Source organism: Micromonospora siamensis (assembly GCF_900090305.1).
Lineage (GTDB): Bacteria > Actinomycetota > Actinomycetes > Mycobacteriales > Micromonosporaceae > Micromonospora > Micromonospora siamensis.
Genome location: NZ_LT607751.1, coordinates 3,841,799 through 3,866,227, shown reverse-complemented (window position 1 = coordinate 3,866,227; position 24,429 = coordinate 3,841,799). Strand labels below are relative to the sequence as shown.

The window sequence follows — 24,429 nt, the reverse complement described above, 5'->3', positions numbered from 1 at the left end:
GACGGCGACGGCGTGAGCGACTACCTGATCGGCATCGACCTCGGCACTGCCAGCAGCAAGGGGGTGCTGGCCCGCCCGGACGGCACCATCGTGGCCACGGCCACCCGCGCCCACGGCGTGTCCTACCCGCGTCCCGGCTGGGCGGAGGTGGACGCCGACGCGGTCTGGTGGGCCGACGTGGTGGCGATCAGCCGGGAACTGACCGCCGCCGCGGCCGGCGGCCGGATCGCCGGGGTCTGCGTCAGCGGTGTCGGCCCGTGCCTGCTCCTCTGCGACGACCAGGTCCGGCCGCTGCGCCCGGCCATCCTGTACGGCATCGACATGCGGGCCACCGCCGAGATCGACGAGCTGACCCGGCGGTACGGCGCCGACGAGATCGTCGCCCGGGGTGGCTCGGCCCTGTCGTCGCAGGCGGTCGGGCCGAAGCTGCTCTGGGTCCGGCGTCACGAGCCGCAGGTGTGGCAGCGGGCCACCCGCTGGTACAACTCCAGCTCCTTCGTGGTGGCCCGACTCACCGGCGAGTACGTGCTGGACCAGCACACCGCCAGCCAGTGCGACCCGCTCTACGACGTGTCCGCCCGGCGCTGGCACCCCGAGTGGGCCGCCGACGTCGCCCCCGGGCTGCGCTTTCCCGAGCTGCTCTGGCCGGGGCAGGTGGCCGGGACGGTCACCGGGGACGCCGCCGCCCGGACCGGGCTGCCGGCCGGCACGCCGGTCTGCGCCGGCACCGTCGACGCCTGGGCCGAGGCGTTCAGCGCCGGCGTGCGCCGGCCCGGCGACCTGATGCTGATGTACGGCTCGACGATGTTCTTCGTCCAGGTGCTGTCGGCACCGCGTACCCACCCGCTGCTCTGGACCACCGCGGGCGTGGAACCCGGCTCGTACACGCTGGCCGCCGGGATGTCCACCTCCGGCCTGCTGACCGAGTGGGTGCAGCGGCTCACCGGGGGAGTGCCGTACGAGCAGCTGCTCGCCGAGGCGGAGGCCGTCCCACCGGGCGCCGACGGGCTGCTCCTGCTGCCGTACTTCGCGGGGGAACGTACCCCGATCTTCGACCCGGCGGCGCGGGGCGTCATCGCCGGGTTGAGCCTGCGGCACGGCCGGGGTCACCTGTTCCGCGCGGTGTACGAGGGAATCGGCTACGGCATCCGGCAGATCGTCGACCTGCTCGACAGTGCCGGCGGCCCGGCGGGGCGGATCGTCGCCGTCGGCGGGGGCGCCCGGGCCGGGCTCTGGACCCAGGTGGTCAGCGACATCACCGGGCGGGAACAGCATCTGCCGGCCGAGACCATCGGCGCGAGCTACGGCGACGCCCTGCTGGCCGCGATCGGCACCGGCCTGGTCCCGCCGGACACCGACTGGTCCCGGGTGGCCCGCACGGTCACCCCGGACCGCAGTCGCGCCGAGCTGTACGACCGGCTGTTCGCCGGGTACGGGACGCTCTATCCGGCGACCCGGGACGTGGTGCACGACCTGGCCGCGGTGCAGGGACAGCCGCCGGGCTGACCGGCCGGTCGGGCGGTGACGGTGGTGCAGTGTGGAGTGTGCGCTCCGACACATCGGCCCGCGCCGAACGGGGTGTGACGGGACAATCCCGGCGGCCTGCCGCCCGGTGGGGCCGCCCACACGACGACGGAACCGGAATTCGGACGTCGGGTGTCGGTCGTGGTCGTTAGTCTGCCTGCGGACGTCGGTCACGAGGCGTGACCGCCCACCCCCGTCGGCGTGCTGCCGCCACCGCCGGCGACCGGACCGAACCCAGGAGACCGTTTCCGTGACCTCACAACCCATCGGGACATCCGACAAGCTCGATGCCGCGGTGCTCAAGATCGCCGGTGTCGTGGTGCTCGGCGCGATCATGTCGATCCTCGACGTGACCGTGGTCAGCGTGGCGCTGCCGACGTTCCAGACCGAGTTCGACGCGTCGTACGCCCGGGTCGCCTGGACGATGACGGCCTACACGCTGGCCCTGGCCACGGTGATCCCGCTCAGCGGCTGGGCCGCGGACCGGTTCGGCACCAAGCGGCTCTACATGGTCGCGCTGGCGCTGTTCACCATCGGCTCCGGGCTGTGCGCCACCGCCGACACGATCGGGGAGCTGATCGGCTACCGCGTGCTGCAGGGCCTCGGCGGCGGCATGCTGATGCCGCTCGGCATGACCATCATGACCCGGGCCGCCGGCCCGGCCCGGATCGGCCGGCTGATGGCGGTGCTCGGCATCCCCATGCTGCTCGGCCCGATCGGCGGCCCGATCCTCGGCGGCTGGCTGATCGACACGGCGAGCTGGCACTGGATCTTCCTGATCAACATCCCGGTCGGCGCCGTCGCCCTCGTCTACGCGGCGCTGGCGCTGCCCAGGGACGCCCCGGAGCCGTCGGAGTCGTTCGACTTCCTCGGCATGCTGATGCTCTCCCCGGGCCTGGCGTTGTTCCTCTACGGCGTCTCGTCGCTGCCCGAGGCGGGCACCGTCACCGACCCCGAGGTGTGGCTGCCGATGCTGGTCGGCGCCGCGCTGCTGATCGGCTTCGTCGCCTACTCGTTCAAGCCCCGGCACCCGCTGCTCGACCTGCGGTTGTTCCGCAACCGCAGCCTCACCATCGCCTCGGTCACCATGTTCGTGTTCATCATCGCGTTCATGGGCGCCGGGCTGCTCTTCCCGAGCTACTTCCTGCAGATCCGGGGCGAGACGACGCTGACCGCCGGCCTGCTGATGGCGCCGCAGGGCATCGGCGCGATGGTCACCATGCCGATCGCCGGCATGCTCGCCGACCGGGTCCCGGTCGGCCGGACGGTGCCGTTCGCCCTGGTGCTCATCGCCGCCGGCTTCTTCGCCTTCACCCAGGTCGACCCGGACACCTCGTACTGGCTGCTCTGCGGGGCGCTGTTCGTGATGGGGCTCGGTATGGGCGGCACGATGATGCCGATCATGACGTCGGCGCTGAAGACGCTGCAGGCCCAGGAGGTGGCCCGCGGCTCCACGCTGGTCAACATCCTCCAGCAGATCGGCGGTTCCATCGGAGCCGCGGTGATGTCGGTGATCCTCACCAACGAGCTCAACGGCTCCCAGCCGATCCCCGGGGCGACCGACCCGAGCGGCAACCCGGTCACCGAGGCAGCGTTGGCCATCGGCGTGCAGCAGCGGCCCGAGCTGGCCCAGCAGTTCCCGGTGCCGCCGTCGCTGATCGAGCGGGGCCTGGACTTCGCGGCGAACTCCTTCGCCACCACCTTCTGGGTCGGCTTCGCACTGGTGCTGCTCACCTTCATCCCGGCGGCGTTCCTGCCTCGGCGCAGCGAGCCGTCGCACCTGCTCGACGGCGAGCCGGGCGGGCAGCAGCCGCCGGTGCCGGTCGCCATCCACTGAGCCTCGCCGGGCCGGCGGGCACCCGCCCCGCCGGCCCGGCACCAGCCAAGGAGCACCCGCGTGAGCCTGCACGAGAACGAGGTCCCGGTCGACGAGGAGATCGTCAGGTCGGTGCTGCGGGAGCAGTGCCCGCAGTGGCAGCGGCTCCCGCTGTCGTTTGCCGGAGCGGGCACGGACAACACCATGTACCGGCTCGGCGACGACCTGCTCGTACGGCTTCCGCGTACCGCCGAGAAGGCGGGCTCCCTACGCAAGGAGCAGGAGTGGCTGCCCCGACTGGCCCCCCTGCTGACCTGCCCCGTGCCGGCACCGCGGCACGCCGGCACACCGACCGCCGCGTTCCCCCTGCCCTGGTCGGTCTACCGGTGGATCGACGGCGGCGAGGTCCGGTCCGACGCGGTCGGGGACTGGGCCGCCTTCGGCACGGACCTCGCGGCCTTCGTGCGGGAACTGCACGACATCGACCTGATGGGGGCCACCCGCCAGGGCGACCTGAGCTGGTACCGCGGGGGCAGCCTGCGGGACTGCGACGAGTGGATCAGCCGGTGTCTCGAGGACTGCCGCGCCACCGTCGGCGGGGAACTCGACGTCGACGCCCTGCACCGGCTCTGGCGAGCCGCGCTGGCGCTGCCCGAGCCCGCCGGCCCGCACGTCTGGCTGCACGGCGACCTGCGACCGGCCAACCTGCTGGTACGCGACGGCAGATTGTGCGCCGTCATCGACTTCGGTGCCCTCTCGATCGGCCTTCCGGACGCCGAACACGCCGCCGTGTGGGACCTGCCGGCCCCGGCCCGCCACGCCTACCGCGACGCCCTGAAGGTCGACGACGCGACCTGGGCGCGGGCCCGGGCCTGGGCGATCGCGGTCGGGGTCAGCGGCGTCTCCTACTACTGGCACACCTACCCGGAGTTCGTCGCCGAATGCCGGGCGCGGCTGCGGGCGATCCTCGCCGACTCCGCCGACCACTGAGCCGCTGGCGGGCCGGAAGCCGGTGACCGGTCAGGGCCGTGCCACGTCGATCACCACGTCGGGCGGCGCGGCCAGGCTGTTGTGCACCGTGCAGTGGGAGACCACCGCCAGCAGGGCCGACCGCCGCGACTCGGGGAAGTCCGGCGGCACCCGCACCGCCAGGTGGACCTCCGCCACCCGGGCCGGCGGATCCGCGGCCATCCGGGAGGATGCCGTGACGCCGAGGCCCTCCCGGCTCAGCCCGTGCCGGTCGAGGTACCGGCCGGCGTAGAACGCCACACAGGTGGCCAGCGACGCGACGAAGAGCTCCGTCGGCGTGGGCGCCTGGTCCGCGCCACCGTCTCCGACCGGCTGGTCCACGGTCACCCGGTGCCCCCGCACCGTGACCTCGTACGCCTCGCCCGCCACGAACCTGACGTCCATCGTCGTCACGCCCTGTGTCTGGCTCATCCCGGTCACCCCCTGTCGCTCCCACCCAGCAGACACCCGTCACCGGCGTCGCGGCAGGTCCTTCCGGCTTCCGGTCGCGGGACCTCCGCCCCGGTGCCGGGCCCGGCGCAGCGCGTACCCGACGGCGCTGAGCGCGAACAGCCCGGCGCTGACCGCCAGCCACCGGCCCACCATCACCCGGGGCGTCAGGCCGGTCGCCGCGACGTACGTTCCGTCGCCGAGGCCCAGCACGCCGGGCAGATGGACCAGGTAGAGCAGCCCGGCGTTCACGACCTGGGACCTGCCGGCCCTGACCCGCCACGCCTACCCCTACCCGGCCTTCGTCGCCGGGGGTCGGGCCCGGTTGCGGGCGATCGTCGCGGAACCCAGCGACGCCGACTGAGCCGGGGGGTCGTTCAGTCGGCGTCGGCGGTCGCCCGGAACGCCGCGGCGAGTCGGTCCAGCCCCGGCCCGATCCGGGCCCGGTCGATCCGTCCGTACCCGAGCACCAGGCCGGCCGCGTCCGCGTCCACCCGGTAGCGGTCCAGGTCTTCGACGGTGACGCCACGCGAGCGGGCCGCCGCCGGTACCGCCGCCACGTCGACGTCCGCGCCCGGCGCGAGCCGGGCGGCCAGGTGCAGGCCGGCGGCCGACGGCACGCGGACCAGCCAGTCGGCGAAGTCCCGGTCCAGCCGGGCGGCGATCTCCTCGTGCCGGGCGGCGTACTCCCGGCTGGCCCGCCGGATGTGCCGGGCCAGCAGCCCTTCGGCCATGAACTGCGCCATCGCGCCCTGGGTGGTGAGGTCACCGTGCCAGTCGGTGAGCCGCTTCGCGGCCAGCAGGGCCGGCCGCAGTGACTCCGGCGCCACTAGGAAACCCAGCCGCAGCATCGGCAGCATCGTCTTGGAGAACGACCCGACGTAGACCACGCGGCCACCGCGGTCCAGGCTCTGCAACGGCTCCAGCGGGCGGTCGGAGAAGCGGAACTCGCTGTCGTAGTCGTCCTCGACCACCACCGCACCGTGCCGCTGCGCCCAGTCGAGCAGCGCCGCCCGTCGGCGCAGGGACATCGGGGTGCCCAGCGGGAACTGGTGCGACGGCGTGGTGTGGATCAGTCGGGCCGAGGTGGGCAGCAGGTCCACCACCAGCCCCTCGTCGTCCACCGGCACACCGGCCACCACCGCGCCCATGGACCGGAACAGCGCCCGGGCCGGCGGGTAGCCGGGATCCTCGACCGCCACGCAGTCACCCGGTTCGATCAGCACCCGGCCGACCAGGTCCAGCGCCTGCTGTGCCCCCGTGGTGGCCAGCACGTCGTCGGCCCGGGCCCGCACCGAGCGGGCCACCCCGGCGTACCGCGCGACGGCTTCGCGGAACCCGGCGTGGCCGGCCGGGTCGCCGTAGCCGCCGGCCATCGCGCCGATGCGCAACTGGTTCGCCACCAGCCGCCGCCAGGTGTCGAGCGGGAAGAGCCGGGGGTCGGGCGTACCGACGGTGAAGTCGTACCGCCCGGGCGGGGTGGGGGTGCTCGCGCCGGGCAGGGAGCGCCAGTGTCCGCGTGGCAGCACGCCCCGCCCGGCCGGCGCCCGGCGCCCCGGCGTCGGTCCGACCGGCGCGTTGGCCACGAAGGTGCCGGCCCCGACCCGTCCGGCCAGGAATCCGTCGGCGGTCAGCCGGTCGTACGCGGCGGCGACGGTGTTGCGCGAGACCGCCAGCCGCGCCGCCAGCTCACGGGTCGGCGGGAGCCGCTCCCCGGGCCGCAGTCGTCCGTCGAGGATCGCCTCGAGCAGGTGCCGGTAGATCCGCGCCGCCCGGTCACCCCGACCCGCCAGGCTGATCTGGATCTCCACGCCAGGAGCCTACATTGGCCCAATCATCAGCCCTTCGATTGGCGCTTGGCCGGGGCCAATCCTGTTTCTAGATTGAGATCCGCTACCACCCGCGACACAGGAAGAGAGACGCCGTGACCGACGTCGACATGTGGTTCGACCCCCGCTGCCCCTGGGCCTGGAACACCTCCCGCTGGCTGCTCGAGGTCGAACGGGTTCGCGACGTGCGGGTGCGCTTCCACGTGATGAGTCTGTCCGTCCTCAACGACGGGCGGGAGGGACTGGAGGAGTGGTACCGGGAGTGGCTGCGCCCCGGCCTCGGCCCGGTACGCGTCGCCGTCGCCGCCGAGGCGGCCCACGGCAACGACGTGCTGCGCGACCTCTACACGGCGCTGGGCAACCGGATCCACCACCAGCGGACTCCGATCGGCCGGCCGTTGTACGTCGACGCCCTGACCGAGGTGGGGCTGCCGGCGGAGCTGGCCGACGTGGCCGACACCACCGACCACGACGAGGCGCTGCTCGCCAGCCACCATGCCGGACTGGACCCGGTCGGCGAGGACCTGGGCACACCCACCATCCACGTGACCGGAGCGGACGGGCGGCTGAACGCCTTCTTCGGGCCGGTGCTCACCCCCGTCCCGCGCGGCGAGGAGGCCGGCCGGCTCTGGGACGGGGTGCTCCAGGTGACCGGCGCCGACGGGTTCTTCGAGTTGAAGCGGGGTCGTACCCGCCCGCCGATCGCCCGGTGACGGTGGCCGGTCAGCGCCGTCGTCGGCGCAGCGCGTACGTCACGGCGCTGAGCGCGAACAGCCCGGCGCTGACCGCCAGCCACCGGCCCACCATCACCCGGGGCGTCAGGCCGGTCGCCGCGACGTACGTTCCGTCGCCGAGGCCCAGCACGCCGGGCAGGTAGACGAGAAGCAGCAGCCCGGCGCCCAGCGCCGGCACCCGCAGGTGGTTGATCAGCGCCGGGTCGGCGATGACGGCGCGCAGGCCCCGGTCCGCCACCGCGTAGAGCGGGAAGAGCACCAGGTCGTGGGCGACCACCGCGCCGAGGAACCACAGCAGCATCCGGGGCGCGGAGGGCTCCCCGGACAGCCGCAGTGCGATCCAGCCGGCGACGGTGAAGCAGCCGAGCAGGAGCAGCAGGTGCCACGGTGCCGCGCCGTAGCCTCGGCGCAGCCCACGCGCCGCCGTGCGGTAGCTGCGGCGCGGCTCACGCAGCCCCGCGCCGTGCCCGCCGCGCGGCTCACGCATCGTCGCGCCCGGCGAAGGTGATCTCCCGGACCCACTTGGTGCAGTGCACGCCGGGCAGCGCCGGCACGACGATCCGGGCCGGGAAGCCGTGGTCGGGGGCCAGGTCGACGCCGTTGACCCGCAGGGCCAGCAGCGCGTCACCGTCGCCGACCTGCCCGGCGTGCAGCACCGCCTGGTTGAACAGGCCGGCGCGTTCCAGCGACCGGACCCGGGCGGTGGCCGGGTCGGGCGGGCCGACCAGCGCGGCGAGGTCGCGCAGGCGTACCCCGGTCCAGGTCTGCTCCGTCGACCAGCCCTCCACGCAGGCGATCGGCAGCCGGGCGGTGTGCTGCGGCAGGGCCAGCAGCGCGGTCCGGTCCAGGGCCACGGTGCGGTCGGCGCCGCGCAGGGCCAGCCGCCAGCCGGTGCCGGTGTCGGCCGGGTCGACGCCCGCCGCGGCGGCGCTGCGGTTGACCGGGAAGCCGTTCGGCCCGGGACCGGGCCGACGGCCGCGGGGCAGCAGCAGCGCCGTGCGGCGCAGCGGGTCCACGCTCTGCCCGACGGTCAACGCCGCCAGCAGCAGCGCGCCACCGCCGGTCAGGGCCAGCACGCCGCGCCGGCTGACCGTCGCCGGGACGGGCCGGCGGGCCACCAGGCCGTCCGGATCCGGCGGCTCCGGGGTGGTCGTCGCCACCGGGGTACGCGCAGAGCCCGGCCCGCGCAGCGCGGTCACCATCCGGGGCAGCTTGATCGCCACATGGGTGACCAGGGCCACCGTGAAGATCCACCCGCCGTACCAGTGGGCGGTGTAGAAGTCGAAGCCGAACAGGTACGCGTACTGGATGTTGAGCAGACCGGTGGCCGTCTGGAACAGGATCCCGCCGACCAGCAGCAGCAGCGACAGCCGCTCCAGCACCTGGGCCGGCGAGCGGGCCGGCGGCCAGGCGAACAGCTTCGGCACCACCGACCAGAGCTTGGCCAGCACCACCGGCACCAGCACGATGCCCAGCGTCACGTGCAGCCCCTGGGTGACCCGGAACAGCCACGCCGGCCGGGTCGGCCAGTCGAAGACCGGCGGGTGCAGCCAACCCACGTCGCGGGGGAACGCCTGCCCCAGCCGGGGACCGTAGGCGATCCAGTCGAGCAGCCCGGTGACCACCACCAGCGGCAGCGCCACCAGCAGCGCCGCGCCGAGGACGGAGGTCAGCCACGGGCCGCGTACCGGGCTGCGCCAGGCGGCGGCCACGGCGTCCACCCCGGGCGGGCGGCGCCGCTCCAGGCCGCGCCACAGTCCTGCGGGGAAGCCGTACGCCGGGGTGGTCGGCGCCCGGTCGCCGGGCCCGGCGGCTGGTGGGTGCGGGGACACGGTCCCTCCTTCGCGGTCGGTGACGACCGTGCGGTGCAGCGGTCCTGCGCCGGACGCTAGCCGCCGCCGCTTCGATCCGGTCCGCTTTGCCGCATTACCGAAGCCTTACCGCCGCAGGCCCTTACGGAGTGCTGACGTCCACCCGGAACCGGCCTCCGGTCGCCTCGGGCTGCCCTACCGTGACCGGAATGCGGGTACTGGTCACCGGCGCGGCCGGTTTCATCGGATCGCAGGTCGCCGACCTGCTGGTCACCGAGGGGCACCAGGTGGTCTGCCTGGACGCCCTGCTGCCCCAGGCGCACGGCGGCGCGCTGCCCGACTGGTCGCGGCGGCACGAACCGGTGATCGGCGACGTACGCGACCCTGAGCTGCTCGACCGGCTGCTGCCCGGGGTGGACGCGGTCTGCCATCAGGCCGCCATGGTCGGCCACGGGCTGGATCCGTCGGACGCCCCCGACTACGCCAGCCACAACGACTTCGGCACGGCGGTGCTGCTCGCCGCCATGCACCGGGCCGGGGTGTCCCGGCTGGTGCTGGCCAGCTCGATGGTCGTCTACGGCGAGGGCCGTTACCGCTGCGCCCGGCACGGCGTGGTGCGGCCCGCCCTGCGCCGCCCCGCCGACCTGGCCGCCGGCCGGTACGACCCGACCTGCCCGGACTGTTCCGGCCCGCTGCGCCCCGACCTGGTGCCCGAGGACGCGCCCCTGGAGCCGCGCAGCACGTACGCGGCCAGCAAGCTCGCCCAGGAGCACCTGGCCGGCGCGTGGGCGCGGCAGACCGGCGGCGGGGTGTGGGCGTTGCGCTACCACAACGTGTACGGGCCCCGGATGCCCCGCGACACCCCGTACGCCGGGGTCGCCTCGATCTTCCGCTCGGCGCTCGCCGACGGGCAGCCACCCCGGGTGTACGAGGACGGCGGCCAGCGGCGCGACTTCGTGCACGTCACCGACGTGGCCCGGGCCAACGTGCTGGCCCTGACGGCGTCCACCCCGGACGGGCTGGTGCCGGTGAACGTCTGCTCCGGCGAGCCGCACACCGTCGGCGAGCTGGCCGGCGCGCTGGCCCGGGCGATGGGCGGGCCGCCGCCGGAGGTGGTCGGGGGCGCCCGGGCCGCGGACGTCCGGCACGTCACCGCGGATCCGCGGCGGGCCCGGGAGCTGCTCGGCTACACCGCCCGGGTCGGTTTCGTCGACGGGGTCACCGCGTTCGCCTCGGACCCGCTGCGCGAACCGGCCGCCGTGGCGGCCTGACCGCCCGGTCCGTCGTCCGCGCCGCCGGTGGCCGAGATCAGGAGACGGTGAGCAGCAGGTGGTTGACGGCCAGGGCGGTCAGCGCCTGCCCGGCCAGCCACCACCGTCGGGAGGACTCCGGCAGGTGCGCCACGGCCACCAGCAGCCACCCCGTGAACGGCAGCCAGATCCGCTCCACCTCGGCCTTGCTCATCCCGGACAGGTCGGCCGCCACCACCGCCAGGGCGGCGGCGGCCGGCAGCAGCACGGTCGGTCCGAGGTCGCGCGCCCGCGCCGGGATCCGCTGCGACGTCGACCGCCACCGGTCCCGGCCGGCGAGGGCTGTCCGGCGTAGCGCCGGGCCCAGCACCGGCCCCGCCGACAGCAGCAGCGCCGCCAGGTTCGCCCACACCCAGTAGGCGTACGGGCGGTCGGCGGCCCAGCCCTGGTAGTAGCGGACCACCAGCCGGTCGTACCCCTGCCACCAGGAGAAGCCGGCGAGGGTGAACGCCCCTACCACCACCGCCACCCCGGTGGCGCCGGCGAGCAGCGCGGCCCACCGTCGCGCCGGCCGCAGCGCCAGCACCACCAGGGCCAGCGGGCCGAGCAGCACGAACCCGTACGACAGGTAGAGGGCGTAGCCGAGCAGCAGCCCACCGAGCAGGGCCGTCCCGGGCCCGCGTACCGCGAGCAGGGCCAGGCCGGCGGCGACCACCCCGGCGAAGACGCCGTCGCCGGAGGCGCCGACCCAGACCGCGCCGGGCAGCAGCACCAGGAACGGCAGCACCGCCCGGGCCTGGGCCTCGGCGCCGAGCGCCCGCAGCGCCACCGGCACGGACACGGCGACCGTCGCCCCGACCAGGACGCAGGCCAGCGCCGCCGCGGTCCCGCCGCCCAGCCCGATCCGGTCCAGGCCGACGAAGACCAGCAGCGCGCCCGGCGGATGTCCGGCGGTGTGGGTGGACCACGAGTCCGGCCGGAAGTCCAGGATCCGGTCGGTGAAGCCGGCCAGCGTGGCCCCGACGTCGCCGACGCGCGGCACCTCGTGCAGGTACTCCGCCTGCACGGTCAGCCGCCGGACCAGCCCTCGCGACCACCCGTCGACCAGGGCCAGCGCCAGCGTCCAGGCCACCGAAGCGGCCCAGCCGCCGGCCAGCAGCGGACCCCAGCGGGCGGTGCCGGCCCAGCGCAGCCCGGGACCGAGCACCAGCACCACCACCGCCAGCGCGGCCGGGGTGCCCCAGCCGACGTGCGGCCACCAGGTGGCGTACAGCGGCGCGGCGTCGGCGTGCAGGCCGGCGCCCCGCCGGTTGAGCAGCGCGCCCACCAGCACGGCCGCGGCCAGCAGCGCCGCCTCGACGCCGAGCACCACCAGGTCACCCCGGTCGTGGCGGGGTCGGGGCCGGGGCATGGGGGAGCGGTGCGGCAGCGTGGCGGGCCTCATGACGACCGGACGGTACGCACCCCGCGGCCCTCCCGTCCGCCGAATCACCGGTCCGTCACCGGACGGTAAGGAATCGGTGCACGGTAAGGCTTCCGTAAGGCGGATCGGCGTCCCGGCGGCCCCGTCGGCACCTAGCGTCGGCGGCATGCCGACTCAGATCGACGTGGTGCTGCCCTGCCTCGACGAGGCCGCCGCCCTGCCCGGGGTGCTGACCGCGCTGCCACCCGGCTACCGGGCGATCGTGGTGGACAACGGGTCCCGCGACGGCTCGCCCGAGGTGGCGGCCCGCTACGGCGCCCGGGTCGTCCGCGAACCCCGCCGGGGGTACGGCGCGGCCGTGCACGCCGGGATCGAGGCCGCCGACACCGAGCTGGTCTGCGTGCTGGACGCGGACGGCTCGTTCGACCCGCGGCAGCTGCCCGCCCTGGTCGCCCCGGTCACCGAGGACGTCGCCGACCTGGCCGTGGGCCGCCGCCGGCCGGTACGCCTCGGCGTCTGGCCCTGGCACGCCCGGGCCGGTACGGCGCTGGTCGCCGCCCTGCTGCGGCAGCGGGGGGTGCCGTTGCGCGATCTCAGCCCGATCCGGGTGGCCCGCCGGGAGGCGCTGCTCGGCCTGGGCGTCACCGACCGGGCGTTCGGCTATCCGCTGGAGCTGCTGATCCGGGCCGCCGCGGCGGGCTGGCGGATCCACGAGCTGGACGTCAGCTACGCACCCCGCGCCGCCGGCACCCGCTCCAAGGTCTCCGGCTCGGTCCGCGGCACCCTGCGGGCCACCCGCGACTTCGCCGCCGTGCTGCGCACCGTGGACGGTCCCCGGTGACCGTGCTGCTGCTGCTGGCCAAGGCGCCGGTGCCCGGGGCGGTGAAGACCCGGCTCTGCCCGCCCGCCACGCCCCGCCTTGCGGCCCGGATCGCCGCCGCCGCCCTGCTGGACACCATCGATGCGATCCGCGCGACCGAGGCGGTGACCCCGGTGCTGGCGCTGGCCGGCCGGCTGTCCGACGCCGTCGGCGCGGTGGAGCTGGCCGGGGCCACCGCCGGCTGGCCGGTCCTGCCGCAGCGCGGGGACGACCTGGCCACCCGGATCGTCCACGCGCACGCCGACGTGGCGGACGCCTGGCCGGGACGGCCGGTGTTCCAGATCGGCATGGACACCCCGCAGCTCACCCCGGCCCGGCTGTCGGCGGCCGTACGCCGGCTCGCCGACGGTGACGCCGTGCTGGGGCGGGCCGCCGACGGTGGCTGGTGGGGGTTGGGCCTGCGCGATCCCCGGCACGCCGCCGCGCTGCGCGCGGTGCCCACCTCGACCCCGGACACCTGCCGGCTCACCTGGGCGGCGTTGCGCGGTCGTGGCCTGCGGGTGGCGCCGCTGCCGGTGCTGCGGGACGTGGACGTCTGGGCCGACGCGCTCGCCGTGGCCGCGCTCGCGCCGGGCGGCCGGTTCGCCCGGGCGGTCGCCGCGCTGCGCCATCCGACCACCGGCACCCGCCGGCGTTCGCTCACCGGCGGCCGGCGGTGAACGGGCGGGGTCGCCGGCTCGCCGAGCCGCGGCCGGCCCCACCGGGGCGCGGGCCGGCCGGCGCGGTGCAGGGACACCCGCTGGCCGCCGCGACGGTGACCGCGCCGGCACGCGTGCCAGCCCGGCCGGCGGCGGCCGGCGACGGTTTCGGCCCCGCGCTGCGGGACCGGGACGGCGGCGGCCACTGGCTGGTCGGTCCGGACGGGGTCCGCCGCCGGCTGCCGGTGGAACGCTGGCACGGCCCGGCGGAGCCGGCCACCCAACCGGTCGTCGCCCGCTGCGCCGGCCCCACCCTGGACCTCGGGTGCGGCCCTGGTCGGCTCACCGCCGCCCTGACCCGGGCCGGCCTGACCACCGTCGGCGTGGACGTCTCCGCCCGGGCGGTCGCGCTGACCCGGGCGCGCGGCGCGGTCGCGGTGCGCGCCGACCTGTTCGACCGGCTGCCCGCCGAGGGCCGGTGGGCGCACCTGGTGCTCCTCGACGGCAACGTCGGCATCGGCGGCGACCCCGTCGCGCTGCTGCACCGCTGCCGCGCGCTGCTGCGCGCCGGGGGGACCGTCCTGGTGGAGGTCGACCCGCCGGGCGCCGGCGCCTGGCAGGGACGGGCGTACGTGCTCTCCGCCGGGCACCGGGGGCCGGCGTTCCGCTGGGCGGGGGTGGACGCCACCACCGTCGGCGAACCGGCGGACGCCGCCGGTCTGGCGGTGCGGGACGTGTTCGCGGCCGGCCGTCGCTGGTTCGCCGAGCTGGCCCGCCGCTGACGCCGGGCCGGACAGGCGGTCCCGGCCGGACGCGGGGTGGGTCAGGCGGCCAGCGGCAACCGCACCACGAACCGGCAGCCGTCGCCGACGTTGCCCACCTCCACCCGGCCGCCGTGCGCCTCGACCAGCCCGCGCACGATGGCCAGGCCCAGCCCGCCGGAGCCCTCCAACCCGCCGTTGCCCGGCGTCGGGGTGCGGGCCGGCTCGCCCCGGAACGCCACGTCGAACAGCCGCGGCAGGTCGGGTTCGGGGATGCCGCCGCAGGTGTCGGCCACCGCGAACCAGGCCTGCTCGCCGTCCCGGCCCGCCTCGACCCGGACCGTGCCGTCGGCCGGGGTGTAGCGGACCGCGTTGAGCAGCAGGTTTCCCACCACCCGGGTCAGCTCCGGTTCGCTGGCCACCACGACCGGCCAGCCCGACTCGGCGGCGACCAGCCGGATGCGGCGGGCCGCCGCCAGCGGCGCAGTCCCGGCGAGGGCGTCGGAGACCACGTCGCCCAGCGGCACCGGCGACAGCGACAGCCGCAGCGCGCCGGCGTTGATCCGGGACAGCTCGAACAGGTCGTCGACCAGCCGGGTCATCCGGTCGGTCTCCACCCGGATCCGCCGGTGGTACTCGTCCACCGTGACCCGGTCGGCGACCACCCGGTCCTCCAGCGCCTCGGCCATCGCCCGCAGCCCGGCCAGCGGCGTCCGCAGGTCGTGCGACACCCAGGCGACCAGGTCCCGGCGCCCCTTCTCGATCCGCCGCTCCCGCTCCCGCGCCTGGTCGGCCCAGACCGCCGCGGCGGCCAGCCGCCGCCCGGAGAGCCAGCCGACGGCGACACTGACCACCGCCGCCGCGGAGACGGTGATCAGCACGACCTCCAGGTCGTGCGGGGACAGGAACATCGCCTCGGCGATCACCGCCACGCCGGCGACGACCGCGGTGACGGTGGTGGCCAGCAGCACCGAGATGTGTACGGTGATCGACCGGCCGCGCAGCAGCCGCAGCGCCGCCGCGCCCAGCAGCCCCACCCCGCACGCCGCGGCGAGCGCCACCGCGAAGATCAGCGCGAGGTCAGCCATCGGCCGGCTCGTACCGGTAGCCGACCCCCCACACCGTGACGATCCGCCGTGGGTCGGCCGGGTCCGCCTCGATCTTCTCCCGCAGCCGTCGCACGTGCACGGTCACCGTGGACTGGTCGCCGAAGCGCCACCCCCACACCCGGTCCAGCAGCTCGGCCCGGCGGAACGCCCGCGCCGGATGCCGCATCAGGAACTCCAGCAGGTCGAACTCGCGCAGGGTCAGCGCCAGCTCCCGGCCGTGCAGACGGGCCACCCGGGCGCCCGTCTCCACCACCAGCCCACCGTCGGTCAGCTCCCGCGCCGCCCCCGGGACCGGTTCGCCGCCGCCGCAGCGGCGCAGCACCGAGGCCACCCGCAGCACCAGCTCACGCGGGGAGAACGGTTTGCCCAGGTAGTCGTCCGCACCCAGTTGCAGGCCGAGGATCCGGTCCGCCTCGTCGCCGCGCGCGGTCAGCATCACGATGGGTACGCCGTCGGGCCGCTGCCGCAGCCGCCGGCACACCTCCAGCCCGTCCAGCACCGGCAGCATCACGTCCAGGACGACCAGCTGCGGTGGGGCGGCGGCGACCGAGGCCAGCGCGGCGGCCCCGTCCCCGACGTGCTCCACCTGGTAGCCGGCGTGCTCCAGGTAGCGGCAGACCACGTCGGCGACCGTCCGGTCGTCGTCGACGACCAGCACCCGTTGCGCCACGCGTACCTCCTCCCCGGTGTCGGCCAGCGTAGCGGCCACCGAGCCCGGCGAACCTTGCGGAAGCCTTACGCGCCGCCGACGGCCCGGCCGGACCCGGGCGTACGCTGAGCGCGTGGATCAAGAAGACCGGATCGCCCTCTTTCTCGACTACGAGAACCTCGCCCTCGGCGCCCGTGAGCACCTGGGCGGCGGCACGTTCGACCTGCGTCCGATCGCCGACGCGCTGGCCGAGCGGGGCCGGGTGGTGGTACGCCGGGCGTACGCGGACTGGTCGTACTTCGACGAGGACCGCCGGATGCTCACCCGCTCGCACGTCGAGCTGATCGAGATCCCGCAGCGGATGGGCGCCTCCCGCAAGAACGCCGCCGACATCAAGATGGCGGTGGACGCCATCGAGCTGGCCTTCGAACGCGACTACATCTCCACCTTCGTGATCGGCACCGGGGACAGCGACTTCACCCCGCTGGTGCACAAGCTGCGGGAGCTCAACAAGCGGGTGATCGGGGTCGGGGTGGAGAAGTCCACCTCGAAGCTGCTGCCGCCGGCCTGCGACGAGTTCCTCTACTACGACCGCCTCGAGGGCGTGGAGGTGCCGCCGGCCCGACCGAAGCGCGTCCGTGCGGCGCGTACCCCCAGCCCGGAGCCGCAGCCGGTGGAGCAGGAGGTCGAGGCGCAGGCCGCCGCCGAGGAGCCGGCCCGCGACGTCGACAGCCTCGCCGTGCTGGTCGCGCAGACCGTGGCCGGGATGCAGGGCAGCTCCGGCGGGGAGGTGACCGCCTCCACCCTCAAGCGCGCGCTGCGCCGCAAGGACCCGACCTTCAGCGAGTCCGACTACGGCTTCCGTACCTTCGGGGAGCTGCTGCGGCACCTCGCCGGCCGCAACGTGATCGAGCTGGCCGAGGGCCCGGCCAAGGGCGACCCCGAGGTCACCCTCCCCGAGCACGGCGACCGCGAGGCCGCCTTCGCGCTGGTCCGCAGCGTGGTGCAGGACCTGGCCGGCGCGGACGGCGCGGTCGCGCTGTCCGGGCTGAAGAACCAGCTCCGCCGGGTACGACCGGACTTCAGCGAGAAGAAGCTCGGCTACCGGGGCTTCCTCCAGTTCTGCCGGGCCGCCGCCACCGGCGGCGCGGTCGACCTGCGCTGGAGCGACGAGGCCGACGACTACCTGATCACCGTCCCGGCGGCCTGAGCCGGGCCGGGCGGCAGCGGCCCGCGCCCGGGGTTACCGTCGCAGGGCGGAGGTGAGCATGCGGATCGCGTTGTTCGTGACGTGCCTGGCCGACACGATGTTCCCCGAGGCGGCCCGGGCCACCGTCCGGCTGCTGGAACGCCTCGGCCACCAGGTGGTCTTCCCCGAGGAGCAGACCTGCTGCGGGCAGATGCACGTCAACACCGGCTACCCGGACCAGGCGCTGCCGCTGGTCCGGCGGCACGTCCGCGCCTTCGCCCCGTACGAGGCGGTGGTCGCGCCGTCGGGCTCCTGCGTCGGGTCGGTACGCCACCAGCACGCCATGGTGGCCCGCCGGGCCGGTGACCCGCGACTCGCCGCCCGGGCCGAGGACGTCGCCGGGCGCACCTTCGAGCTGTCGGAGTTCCTGGTCGACGTGCTCGGGGTGACCGACGTGGGCGCGTACTATCCGCACCGGGTGACCTACCACCCGACCTGCCACTCGTTGCGGCTGCTGCGGGTGGGCGACAAGCCGCTGCGGCTGCTGCGCGCGGTGCGCGGCCTGGACCTGGTCGAGCTGCCGCAGGCCGAGCAGTGCTGCGGGTTCGGCGGCACGTTCGCGGTGAAGAACGCCGACACCTCGACGGCGATGCTGGCCGACAAGATGCGCCACGTGCTGGCCACCGGCGCGGACGTCTGCACCGCCGGGGACTCCTCCTGCCTCATGCACCTCGGCGGCGGGCTGTCCCGGCTGCGTGCCGGCGTACGCACCGTGCACCTGGCCGAGATCCTGGCCGCCACGGAGGCCGGCGAGACCGCCGGCGAGCGACGGCGGCTGGAGGCGCGGTCGTGACCCGGACGTTCCTCGGCATGCCGGCCACCGCGCCGCGCGGCGTCGGGCACCTGCGCGGCGACGAGCCGTTCCCGGTCGCCGCCCGGCGCGGCCTCGCCGACCCGCAGCTGCGCCGCAACCTCGGCCACGCCACCGGCACCATCCGCGCGAAGTCGGCGGCGGTGATCGGCGAGCTGCCCGACTGGCAGCGGCTGCGCGACGCCGGGGCCGCGATCAAGGCCGACGTGCTGGCCCGCCTGCCGCAGCTGCTCGAACAGCTGGAGTCGGCGGTCACCGCCGCCGGCGGCACCGTGCACTGGGCGGCCGACGCGAACGAGGCCAACCGGATCGTCACCGGCCTGGTCCGGGCCACCGGCGCCGACCGGGTGATCAAGGTCAAGTCGATGGCCACCCAGGAGATCGGCCTCAACGAGGCCCTCGAGGCGGCCGGCATCGAACCGGTGGAGACCGACCTTGCCGAGCTGATCGTGCAGCTCGGCGAGGACCGCCCCAGCCACATCCTCGTCCCGGCGATCCACCGCAACCGGGCCGAGATCCGGGAGATCTTCCTGCGCCGGATGCCCGGCGTGGACCCGTCGCTGACCGACGAGCCGGCCGCGCTGGCCGCAGCCGCCCGCGCCCACCTGCGCCGCACCTTCCTCAGCACCCCGGTCGCCGTCTCCGGCGCCAACTTCGCCGTCGCCGAGACCGGCACGCTGGCCGTGGTCGAGTCCGAGGGCAACGGGCGGATGTGCCTGACCCTGCCCGACACCCTGATCACCGTGATGGGCATCGAGAAGGTCCTGCCCACCTGGCGGGACCTGGAGGTCTTCCTGCAACTGCTGCCCCGGGCCTCCACCGGGGAGCGGATGAACCCGTACACCTCGATGTGGACCGGGGTCACCCCCGGCGACGGGCCGCAGGCGTTCCACCTGGTGCTGCTGGACAACGGGCGCAGCGCGGTGCTCGCCGACCCGGCCGGCCGGTCGGCGTTGCACTGCATCCGCTGCTCCGCCTGCCTCAACGTCTGCCCGGTGTACGAACGCGCCGGCGGGCACGCGTACGGGTCGGTGTATCCGGGGCCGATCGGCGCGGTGCTGTCACCGCAGCTCACCGGCGTGGCCGACAACGCCTCCCTGCCGTACGCGTCGTCGCTCTGCGGCGCCTGCTACGACGCCTGCCCCGTGAAGATCAACATTCCGGAGCTGCTGGTGCACCTGCGCGCCGAGGCCCCGCACCCGCCCGCCGAATCGGCGGCGATGGCCGCGGCCGCGTACACGATGGACCACCCGGCGCTGTACGCGGCCGCGCAGCGCGCCGCGCGACTGTCCCGCCTCGCCGGCCGCCGCGGCCGGGGCCTGCCACCGCCGCTGAACGGGTGGACCCTCGGCCGGGACCTGCCCGAACCGCCCCGGGAGACCTTCCGCGAATGGTGGGCCCGACGGTGAGCCGGGAGCTGATCCTCGGCCGGCTGCGGGCTGCCCTCGGCGCGGACGCCGCGACCCGCCCCGCCGACGTGCCCCGCGACTACCGGCCGGCCGGGGCGCCGGTCGACCTGGACCTGCTGGTCGAGCGGCTCACCGACTACCGCGCCACCGTGCACCGCTGTGCCGACGCCGGGGTGGCCGACGTCGTCGCCGGCGTCCTGCCCGGCGGCCGGGTGGTGGTCCCGGCCGGGCTGCCCCGGCACTGGCTGCCCGCCGGCGTCCACGCGGTCGTCGACGACGGCCTGACCCACGACCAGATCGCCGCCTGCGACGGCGTGGTCACCGCAGCGGCCGTGGCGGTCGCCGAGACCGGCACCGTCGTCCTCGACGCCAGCCCCGACCAGGGACGACGGGTGATCACCCTGCTGCCCGACGTGCACGTCTGCGTGCTCCGCGCCGACCAGGTCGTCGCCGGGGTGCCCGACGCGCTCGCCCGGCTGCGCCCCGACCGCCCGCTCACCTGGATCAGCGGCCCGTCGGCCACCAGCGACATCGAACTGAACCGGGTGGAAGGCGTGCACGGCCCGCGGAACCTGCACGTCGTGCTGGCCGGTTGAACCCTCACCCGGTCTGGGCCAGAATGGCGGGCATCGGTGTCGCGACCCCGGCGGAACCCATGGCCGTACGGGATGAAACGTCGACTCTTCACGGAAGGGACGACGGCATGCACCCGATGCTGCGTCGACTCGACGACCTCGCCACCCACCTCGCCACCCGGCCGGACGTGATCGCCCTGCTCGGCCTGGGCTCCGCCGGGGCCGAGCACGACCGCCTGGACGACCACTCCGACCTGGACTTCTTCCTGATCGTCGACGACGGCGCGGTGGCCGGCTACGTCGACGACGTCTCCTGGCTGGCCGCGCCGCACCCGGTGGCCTGGAGCTTCGCCAACGAGCGCAACGGCCGCAAGGCGCTCTACGCCGACGGCGTCTTCGTCGAGTACGCGATCTTCACCGTCGCGCAGCTGGCCCGGCTGCCGTTCACCGGCGCCCGGGTGGTCTGGCAGCGTGCCGACGCGCCCGCCGGGCTGGCCGACCGGCCGGCGCCACCCGCCCCGACGCCGTACGACACGGTCGAGTTCCACCTCAACGAGGCGCTGACCAACCTCTACGTCGGGCTGCACCGGGAGCTGCGCGGCGAACGGCTGACCGCGTGCCGGTTCATCCAGTCGTACGCCCTGGACCGGGTGATCTCGCTGCTGCGGCTGACCACCGACGCCGCCCACCGGCGGGACCCGTTCGACCCGAGCCGGCGGGTGGAGCAGGCGTGGCCGGCGCAGGTGCTGCCACTGGCCGCGATGGTCCCCGGCTACGAGGGCAACCGGGAGGCCGCCCGGACCACCCTGGACTGGCTGGCGGCCCGGTTCCCGGTGGACCCGGTGCTCGACGACGTGATCCGCGGGCTGCTGGAGACCTGAGCGGCGACCCCGTCCACACCCGTTGACTTCGAGTGCACTGGAGCCCCTAGCGTCGGCGCCCGACACCGCGGTCGGATCCGGCCGCGGGACGACGACCACGGGGAGATCCGTCATGCGCTACCGCACCCTGGGCGGCACCGGCATCGAGGTCAGCACCTACTGCCTGGGCACCATGATGTTCGGCTCCGTCGGCAACCCCGACCACGACGAGTGCGGCCGGATCGTCCACACCGCGCTGGACCGCGGGATCAACATCGTCGACACCGCGGACATGTACTCGGCGGGTGAGTCCGAGGTCATCGTCGGCAAGGCCCTGCGCGGACGCCGGGACGACGTCGTGCTGGCCACCAAGGTCCACTTCCCGATGGGGGAGGGCCGTAACCGCGGCGGCAACTCCCGTCGCTGGATCATGCGGGCGGTGGAGGAGAGCCTGCGCCGTCTCGACACCGACTGGATCGACCTCTACCAGGTGCACCGGCCGGACGACCGGACCGACATCGAGGAGACGCTCTCCGCGCTGACCGACCTGGTCCGGGCGGGCAAGATCCGGGCGTTCGGCTGCTCGACCTTCCCGGCGGAGCAGATCGTCGAGGCGCAGCAGGTGGCCGAGCGGCGGGCGCTGGGCCGGTTCCGCACCGAGCAGCCACCGTACTCGCTGCTGGCGCGTGGCATCGAGGCGTCGGTGCTGCCGGTCTGCCAGCGGTACGGCATGGGGGTGCTGGTGTGGAGCCCGCTCGCCTCCGGCTTCCTCACCGGCCGCTACCGCCGGGGCCGGCCGGTCGACCTGACCAGCGGCCGGGCCGCCCGCACGCCCGGCCGGTTCGACCCGGACCTGCCCGCCAACGTCGCCAAGTACGACGCCGTGGAGCAGCTGATCGACCTGGCCGGCGATCTGGGCCGCAGCCTGCCGGAGCTGGCGCTCGCCTTCACCAGCGCCCACCCGGCGGTGACCGCCACCATCATCGGACCGCGCACCATGGATCACCTCGAACGGTTGCTCGACGGCGCCGCCCTCGAGCTCGACGACGAGACGCTGGACCGCATCGACGCCATCGTCCCGCCGGGCGCCAACCTCTATCCGCCCGACGGGGTGTGGCAGCCCCCGGCTCTCGTCGATGCCGCCCGGCGCCGCCGGCCGACGGGTGATCGGGCGGCGGCCTGAGCCACCGCCAACGGTCACAGCGCCCGGGCGAGGCGGCGCAACGCCTCGTCCATCTGCTCGGGCGGGGCGGCGGCGTAGGTCAGACGCAGGTGGGCGGCCGGCGGCTCGGCGGCGTACCAGGGGCGGCCGGGGAAGACGATCACCCCCTCGGCCGCTGCGGCGGCGGCCACCGTGACGTCGTCGGCGCCGTCGGGCAGGCGGGCCCACAGGTGCAGGCCGCCGCGCGGGATCGACTCCGGGAGGAGATCGGGCAGGCGCCTGCGCAGCGCGGCCAGCAGCGCCTCCCGGCGGGCCCGCAGCGCGATACGCAGGTCGCGGCGGTGCCGCTGCCAGGCGGGGGAGGTGACGAACTCCAGTGTGGCCTGCTGGAGGGGCCCGGCGACGAAGAAGTCGTCGAGCAGCCGGGCCGAGCGCAGCCGGGCGCCGGCCGGACCGCGCGCGCCGATCGCGGCCACCCGCAGCCCGGGAGCGGCCGACTTGGTCAGCGAGCGCAGGTGGACGACGTGCCCGTCCGGGTCGTCGGCGGCCAGTGGCGGCGGTGGCTCGCCGTCGAGGGTGAGGTCGCGGGCGTAGTCGTCCTCGATCAGGAACGCGCCGGCGTCGCGTACCGCCGCGGCCACCGCGGGCCGGCGGTGGAGGGCCAGGGTGGCGCCGTGCGGGTTGGCGTGCAGCGGCTGGCAGTAGAACAGTCGGGCGCCGGTGCGGGCGAAGGCGGCCGCGAGCTGGTCGGGGCGTACCCCGTCGGCGTCGGCGGGCACGGGCACCACCCGCAGGCCGGCGGCCCGGGCGGCGGCCAGCGCGCCCAGGTAGGTCGGCGACTCGACGAGCAGGGTGTCGCCGGGCGCGGCGAGCGCGCGCAGCGCCGACGACAGCGCGGACTGCCCGCCGGGGCAGATCACCATGTCGTCGGCGCGCAGCCCGCCACCGGCCTCGCGGGCGAACCAGGCCCGCAGGTCGGCCCGCCCCTCGGCCGGACCCCGCTGCCACGACGCGGGCTGCCGGCCCGCACGGGTGAGGGCGGCGCCGAGTGCGGCGGCCGGTTGCAGGTCCGCGTCGAGGTAGCCACCGGAGAGGGGAATCGCGCCGGGAGGTGGTAACGCCAGTAGCGCCTGCATCTCCGCCTCGCCGGCCGGGCGGGGGCCGAGCGCGACGGTCTGCCAGGACAGGTCGGGGGTGGTGCGGTGCTCCGGCGGGGCGGCCACGAAGGTGCCCCGGCCGGCGCGCGCCTCCACCACTCCACGCGCCACCAGCTGCCGGATCGCCGCCGTGACGGTGACCGGCGAGGCCTGGTGCCGGGCGCTCAGCTCGCGCACCGAGGGCAGCCGGGCCCCGGGCGCCGCGGCGGACACGACGCGGAGCAGATCTTGGACGACCCGCTCCGCTGCGTTACCCTGGTCCATGAGAGACAAGAGTAGCGTTACTGTCGGCGGATCGGTAACGGCGGGCCGGGCGGCGGGCCTCGCCCTGGGTGCGCTGGGCGTGCTGGGGTTCAGCCTGTCCCTGCCGGCCACCCGGGTCGCGGTGCAGCAACTCGACCCGTGGTTCGTGGCGTTCGGGCGGGCGGTCGGCGCGGCCCTGCTGGCCGGGGCCTACCTGCACGGCGTCGGCGCGACACGCCCCACCCGCGACCAGTGGCGCCGGCTGTCCATCGTCGCCCTCGGCGTGGTGGTGGGCTTCCCGCTGTTCACGTCGCTGGCCCTGCTGAGCCAGACCTCCGCGCACGGCGCGGTCGTCGTCACCGTGCTGCCCGCCATGACGGCCGTCTTCGCGGTGCTGCGCGCCGGTGAGCGGCCGTCCCCGCTGTTCTGGGCCGCGAGCGCCGGCGGGATGCTGGCGGTGCTCACCTTCCTCGGCGCCAGCGGCGCGGTCCACGGCAGCCTGTCCCTGGCGGACCTCTCCCTGCTCGCGGCGGTCGTCCTCTGTGGCCTCGGGTACGCCGAGGGCGGCGCGCTCGCCCGCCAGTTGGGTGGTGCCCGGACCATCTGCTGGGCGCTGCTGCTCGCCCTGCCCGTCACCGTGCCCGTCACGGTGCTGGCCGGTGTCATCCACCCGCCGCGCGCCGATGCCACCACCTGGTCGGCGTTCGGATACCTCACCGTGGTCTCCATGTTCCTCGGCTTCTTCGCCTGGTACGCCGGGCTGGCCCGGGGCGGCATCGCGCACGTCGGCCAGGTCCAGCTGGCGCAGCCGGTGCTGACCCTGGTGTGGTCGGCGCTGCTGCTCGGCGAGCGGGTCACGGCGGCCTCCGTCGCGGCGGCGGTGGCGGTGCTGGCCTGCGTGGTGGTGACCCAGCGCAGCCGGCTGGCGGGGCGGCCGGCCGGTGTGGGGCTCTTCGCCGCCCTCGCCCCGGACGAGAAGGAGGCGTACCGCCCGGCGCCGGCGGAACGGATCGTGCAGCCGGGCGCGCCCGGCCAGTAGGGCCGTCCTGGTAAGCCCCGCGCGGCGGCATCCACTCCGGAC

Annotated in this window: 24 protein-coding genes; 15 read left to right on the top strand and 9 right to left on the bottom strand. The window is 75.4% G+C overall.

Annotated elements, in window-relative coordinates; translation table 11 throughout:
- Positions 1-12: 12 nt before the first annotated feature.
- The 3 genes from GA0074704_RS18015 to GA0074704_RS18005 all read left to right on the top strand — a co-directional run bounded on the left by GA0074704_RS18015 (position 13) and on the right by GA0074704_RS18005 (position 4,330).
- Complete coding sequence (locus tag GA0074704_RS18015; RefSeq protein ID WP_088971587.1) at positions 13-1,506, top strand: FGGY-family carbohydrate kinase; 1,494 nt, start codon at positions 13-15, stop codon at positions 1,504-1,506.
- A gap of 268 nt (positions 1,507-1,774) precedes the next feature.
- Positions 1,775-3,361, top strand: a complete 1,587-nt coding sequence (locus tag GA0074704_RS18010) for a DHA2 family efflux MFS transporter permease subunit (RefSeq protein ID WP_088971586.1) — start codon at positions 1,775-1,777, stop codon at positions 3,359-3,361.
- Between the two features lie 60 nt (positions 3,362-3,421).
- Positions 3,422-4,330 carry an aminoglycoside phosphotransferase family protein gene (locus GA0074704_RS18005; RefSeq protein WP_088971585.1) on the top strand — a complete coding sequence of 303 codons (909 nt, stop codon included), beginning with the start codon at positions 3,422-3,424 and terminating at the stop codon, positions 4,328-4,330.
- Positions 4,331-4,360: 30 nt separating this feature from the next.
- On the opposite strand, the gene GA0074704_RS18000 is transcribed toward GA0074704_RS18005, so the two are convergent.
- The 3 genes from GA0074704_RS18000 to pdxR form a co-directional block, all read right to left on the bottom strand.
- On the bottom strand, positions 4,361-4,780 hold the full coding sequence (locus GA0074704_RS18000) for an OsmC family protein (protein ID WP_231926524.1): 420 nt from the start codon (positions 4,778-4,780) through the stop codon (positions 4,361-4,363).
- 39 nt (positions 4,781-4,819) lie between these two features.
- Positions 4,820-5,050, bottom strand: a complete 231-nt coding sequence (locus GA0074704_RS17995; RefSeq protein ID WP_088971583.1) for a hypothetical protein — start codon at positions 5,048-5,050, stop codon at positions 4,820-4,822.
- 125 nt (positions 5,051-5,175) lie between these two features.
- On the bottom strand, positions 5,176-6,609 hold the full coding sequence (pdxR, locus tag GA0074704_RS17990) for a MocR-like pyridoxine biosynthesis transcription factor PdxR (RefSeq protein ID WP_088971582.1): 1,434 nt from the start codon (positions 6,607-6,609) through the stop codon (positions 5,176-5,178).
- Between the two features lie 128 nt (positions 6,610-6,737).
- On the opposite strand from pdxR, the gene GA0074704_RS17985 reads away from it, so the two are divergent.
- On the top strand, positions 6,738-7,340 hold the full coding sequence (locus GA0074704_RS17985; protein ID WP_157743820.1) for a mycothiol-dependent nitroreductase Rv2466c family protein: 603 nt from the start codon (positions 6,738-6,740) through the stop codon (positions 7,338-7,340).
- A 10-nt stretch (positions 7,341-7,350) separates the two neighbouring features.
- Here GA0074704_RS17985 and GA0074704_RS17980 read toward each other — a convergent pair whose 3' ends face one another.
- Both GA0074704_RS17980 and GA0074704_RS17975 read right to left on the bottom strand, forming a co-directional pair.
- Entirely contained in the window at positions 7,351-7,848 is a 498-nt protein-coding gene (locus GA0074704_RS17980) for a hypothetical protein (RefSeq protein WP_231926522.1), read from the bottom strand.
- Positions 7,841-9,193, bottom strand: coding sequence for a molybdopterin-dependent oxidoreductase (locus GA0074704_RS17975; protein ID WP_088971581.1), 1,353 nt, complete (start codon positions 9,191-9,193; stop codon positions 7,841-7,843). Before GA0074704_RS17975 ends, GA0074704_RS17980 begins: the two co-directional genes overlap by 8 nt.
- A 188-nt stretch (positions 9,194-9,381) precedes the next feature.
- Between GA0074704_RS17975 and GA0074704_RS17970 the strand changes: the two genes are divergently transcribed.
- A complete protein-coding gene (locus GA0074704_RS17970; RefSeq protein ID WP_088971580.1) occupies positions 9,382-10,443 on the top strand; it encodes an NAD-dependent epimerase/dehydratase family protein in 1,062 nt (353 codons plus the stop codon).
- A 37-nt stretch (positions 10,444-10,480) separates the two neighbouring features.
- On the opposite strand, the gene GA0074704_RS17965 is transcribed toward GA0074704_RS17970, so the two are convergent.
- Positions 10,481-11,833, bottom strand: a complete 1,353-nt coding sequence (locus GA0074704_RS17965; RefSeq protein ID WP_088971579.1) for a hypothetical protein — start codon at positions 11,831-11,833, stop codon at positions 10,481-10,483.
- 178 nt (positions 11,834-12,011) lie between these two features.
- On the opposite strand from GA0074704_RS17965, the gene GA0074704_RS17960 reads away from it, so the two are divergent.
- The 3 genes from GA0074704_RS17960 to GA0074704_RS17950 are packed head-to-tail and all read left to right on the top strand — an operon-like array spanning position 12,012 to position 14,145.
- A complete protein-coding gene (locus GA0074704_RS17960) occupies positions 12,012-12,686 on the top strand; it encodes a glycosyltransferase family 2 protein (protein ID WP_088971578.1) in 675 nt (224 codons plus the stop codon).
- On the top strand, positions 12,683-13,384 hold the full coding sequence (locus GA0074704_RS17955; RefSeq protein WP_088971577.1) for a TIGR04282 family arsenosugar biosynthesis glycosyltransferase: 702 nt from the start codon (positions 12,683-12,685) through the stop codon (positions 13,382-13,384). The genes GA0074704_RS17960 and GA0074704_RS17955 overlap by 4 nt, the downstream gene beginning before the upstream one ends.
- Entirely contained in the window at positions 13,381-14,145 is a 765-nt protein-coding gene (locus tag GA0074704_RS17950) for a class I SAM-dependent methyltransferase (RefSeq protein ID WP_231926521.1), read from the top strand. The genes GA0074704_RS17955 and GA0074704_RS17950 overlap by 4 nt, the downstream gene beginning before the upstream one ends.
- Before the next feature lie 41 nt (positions 14,146-14,186).
- On the opposite strand, the gene GA0074704_RS17945 is transcribed toward GA0074704_RS17950, so the two are convergent.
- Both GA0074704_RS17945 and GA0074704_RS17940 read right to left on the bottom strand, forming a co-directional pair.
- Entirely contained in the window at positions 14,187-15,212 is a 1,026-nt protein-coding gene (locus tag GA0074704_RS17945; RefSeq protein WP_088971576.1) for a sensor histidine kinase, read from the bottom strand.
- The gene (locus tag GA0074704_RS17940) at positions 15,205-15,903 is read right to left on the bottom strand and encodes a response regulator transcription factor (protein WP_088973775.1); all 699 of its coding nucleotides are present in this window, start codon (positions 15,901-15,903) and stop codon (positions 15,205-15,207) included. Before GA0074704_RS17940 ends, GA0074704_RS17945 begins: the two co-directional genes overlap by 8 nt.
- A gap of 112 nt (positions 15,904-16,015) precedes the next feature.
- Here GA0074704_RS17940 and GA0074704_RS17935 point away from each other — a divergent pair, with 112 nt between their 5' ends.
- From GA0074704_RS17935 to GA0074704_RS17910, 6 genes are all read left to right on the top strand, one after another.
- Positions 16,016-17,092: an NYN domain-containing protein gene (locus GA0074704_RS17935; protein ID WP_088971575.1), complete on the top strand. Its 1,077-nt coding sequence runs from the start codon at positions 16,016-16,018 to the stop codon at positions 17,090-17,092.
- Between the two features lie 58 nt (positions 17,093-17,150).
- Positions 17,151-17,924, top strand: coding sequence for a (Fe-S)-binding protein (locus tag GA0074704_RS17930; protein WP_088971574.1), 774 nt, complete (start codon positions 17,151-17,153; stop codon positions 17,922-17,924).
- A gap of 17 nt (positions 17,925-17,941) precedes the next feature.
- A complete protein-coding gene (locus GA0074704_RS17925; protein ID WP_088973774.1) occupies positions 17,942-19,351 on the top strand; it encodes a LutB/LldF family L-lactate oxidation iron-sulfur protein in 1,410 nt (469 codons plus the stop codon).
- The gene (locus tag GA0074704_RS17920; protein ID WP_088971573.1) at positions 19,333-19,947 is read left to right on the top strand and encodes a LutC/YkgG family protein; all 615 of its coding nucleotides are present in this window, start codon (positions 19,333-19,335) and stop codon (positions 19,945-19,947) included. The genes GA0074704_RS17925 and GA0074704_RS17920 overlap by 19 nt, the downstream gene beginning before the upstream one ends.
- 107 nt (positions 19,948-20,054) lie before the next feature.
- Positions 20,055-20,807 (top strand): hypothetical protein, encoded by a 753-nt coding sequence (locus tag GA0074704_RS17915; RefSeq protein WP_088971572.1) that lies wholly within the window; start codon positions 20,055-20,057, stop codon positions 20,805-20,807.
- Between the two features lie 112 nt (positions 20,808-20,919).
- Positions 20,920-21,969, top strand: a complete 1,050-nt coding sequence (locus GA0074704_RS17910) for an aldo/keto reductase (protein WP_088971571.1) — start codon at positions 20,920-20,922, stop codon at positions 21,967-21,969.
- Positions 21,970-21,983: 14 nt separating this feature from the next.
- On the opposite strand, the gene GA0074704_RS17905 is transcribed toward GA0074704_RS17910, so the two are convergent.
- The gene (locus tag GA0074704_RS17905) at positions 21,984-23,369 is read right to left on the bottom strand and encodes an aminotransferase-like domain-containing protein (RefSeq protein ID WP_088971570.1); all 1,386 of its coding nucleotides are present in this window, start codon (positions 23,367-23,369) and stop codon (positions 21,984-21,986) included.
- On the opposite strand from GA0074704_RS17905, the gene GA0074704_RS17900 reads away from it, so the two are divergent.
- A complete protein-coding gene (locus tag GA0074704_RS17900) occupies positions 23,368-24,387 on the top strand; it encodes a DMT family transporter (RefSeq protein WP_172880610.1) in 1,020 nt (339 codons plus the stop codon). The genes GA0074704_RS17905 and GA0074704_RS17900 overlap by 2 nt on opposite strands.
- The last annotated feature ends 42 nt before the right edge of the window (positions 24,388-24,429 follow it).

What these genes read in the sequence shown, in the direction of transcription:
- GA0074704_RS17985 (WP_157743820.1), top strand. Translation starts at nt 6,738, where the DNA reads ATGTGGTTCGACCCCCGCTGCCCCTGGGCCTGGAACACCTCCCGCTGG.
- GA0074704_RS17965 (WP_088971579.1), bottom strand. Translation starts at nt 11,833, where the DNA reads ATGCCCCGGCCCCGACCCCGCCACGACCGGGGTGACCTGGTGGTGCTC.
- GA0074704_RS17900 (WP_172880610.1), top strand. Translation starts at nt 23,368, where the DNA reads ATGAGAGACAAGAGTAGCGTTACTGTCGGCGGATCGGTAACGGCGGGC.
- GA0074704_RS17980 (WP_231926522.1), bottom strand. Translation starts at nt 7,848, where the DNA reads ATGCGTGAGCCGCGCGGCGGGCACGGCGCGGGGCTGCGTGAGCCGCGC.
- GA0074704_RS17970 (WP_088971580.1), top strand. Translation starts at nt 9,382, where the DNA reads ATGCGGGTACTGGTCACCGGCGCGGCCGGTTTCATCGGATCGCAGGTC.
- GA0074704_RS17905 (WP_088971570.1), bottom strand. Translation starts at nt 23,369, where the DNA reads ATGGACCAGGGTAACGCAGCGGAGCGGGTCGTCCAAGATCTGCTCCGC.
- GA0074704_RS18000 (WP_231926524.1), bottom strand. Translation starts at nt 4,780, where the DNA reads ATGAGCCAGACACAGGGCGTGACGACGATGGACGTCAGGTTCGTGGCG.
- GA0074704_RS17920 (WP_088971573.1), top strand. Translation starts at nt 19,333, where the DNA reads ATGGTGGGCCCGACGGTGAGCCGGGAGCTGATCCTCGGCCGGCTGCGG.
- GA0074704_RS17915 (WP_088971572.1), top strand. Translation starts at nt 20,055, where the DNA reads ATGCACCCGATGCTGCGTCGACTCGACGACCTCGCCACCCACCTCGCC.
- GA0074704_RS17910 (WP_088971571.1), top strand. Translation starts at nt 20,920, where the DNA reads ATGCGCTACCGCACCCTGGGCGGCACCGGCATCGAGGTCAGCACCTAC.
- GA0074704_RS17925 (WP_088973774.1), top strand. Translation starts at nt 17,942, where the DNA reads ATGCCGGCCACCGCGCCGCGCGGCGTCGGGCACCTGCGCGGCGACGAG.
- GA0074704_RS17930 (WP_088971574.1), top strand. Translation starts at nt 17,151, where the DNA reads ATGCGGATCGCGTTGTTCGTGACGTGCCTGGCCGACACGATGTTCCCC.
- GA0074704_RS17945 (WP_088971576.1), bottom strand. Translation starts at nt 15,212, where the DNA reads ATGGCTGACCTCGCGCTGATCTTCGCGGTGGCGCTCGCCGCGGCGTGC.
- GA0074704_RS17960 (WP_088971578.1), top strand. Translation starts at nt 12,012, where the DNA reads ATGCCGACTCAGATCGACGTGGTGCTGCCCTGCCTCGACGAGGCCGCC.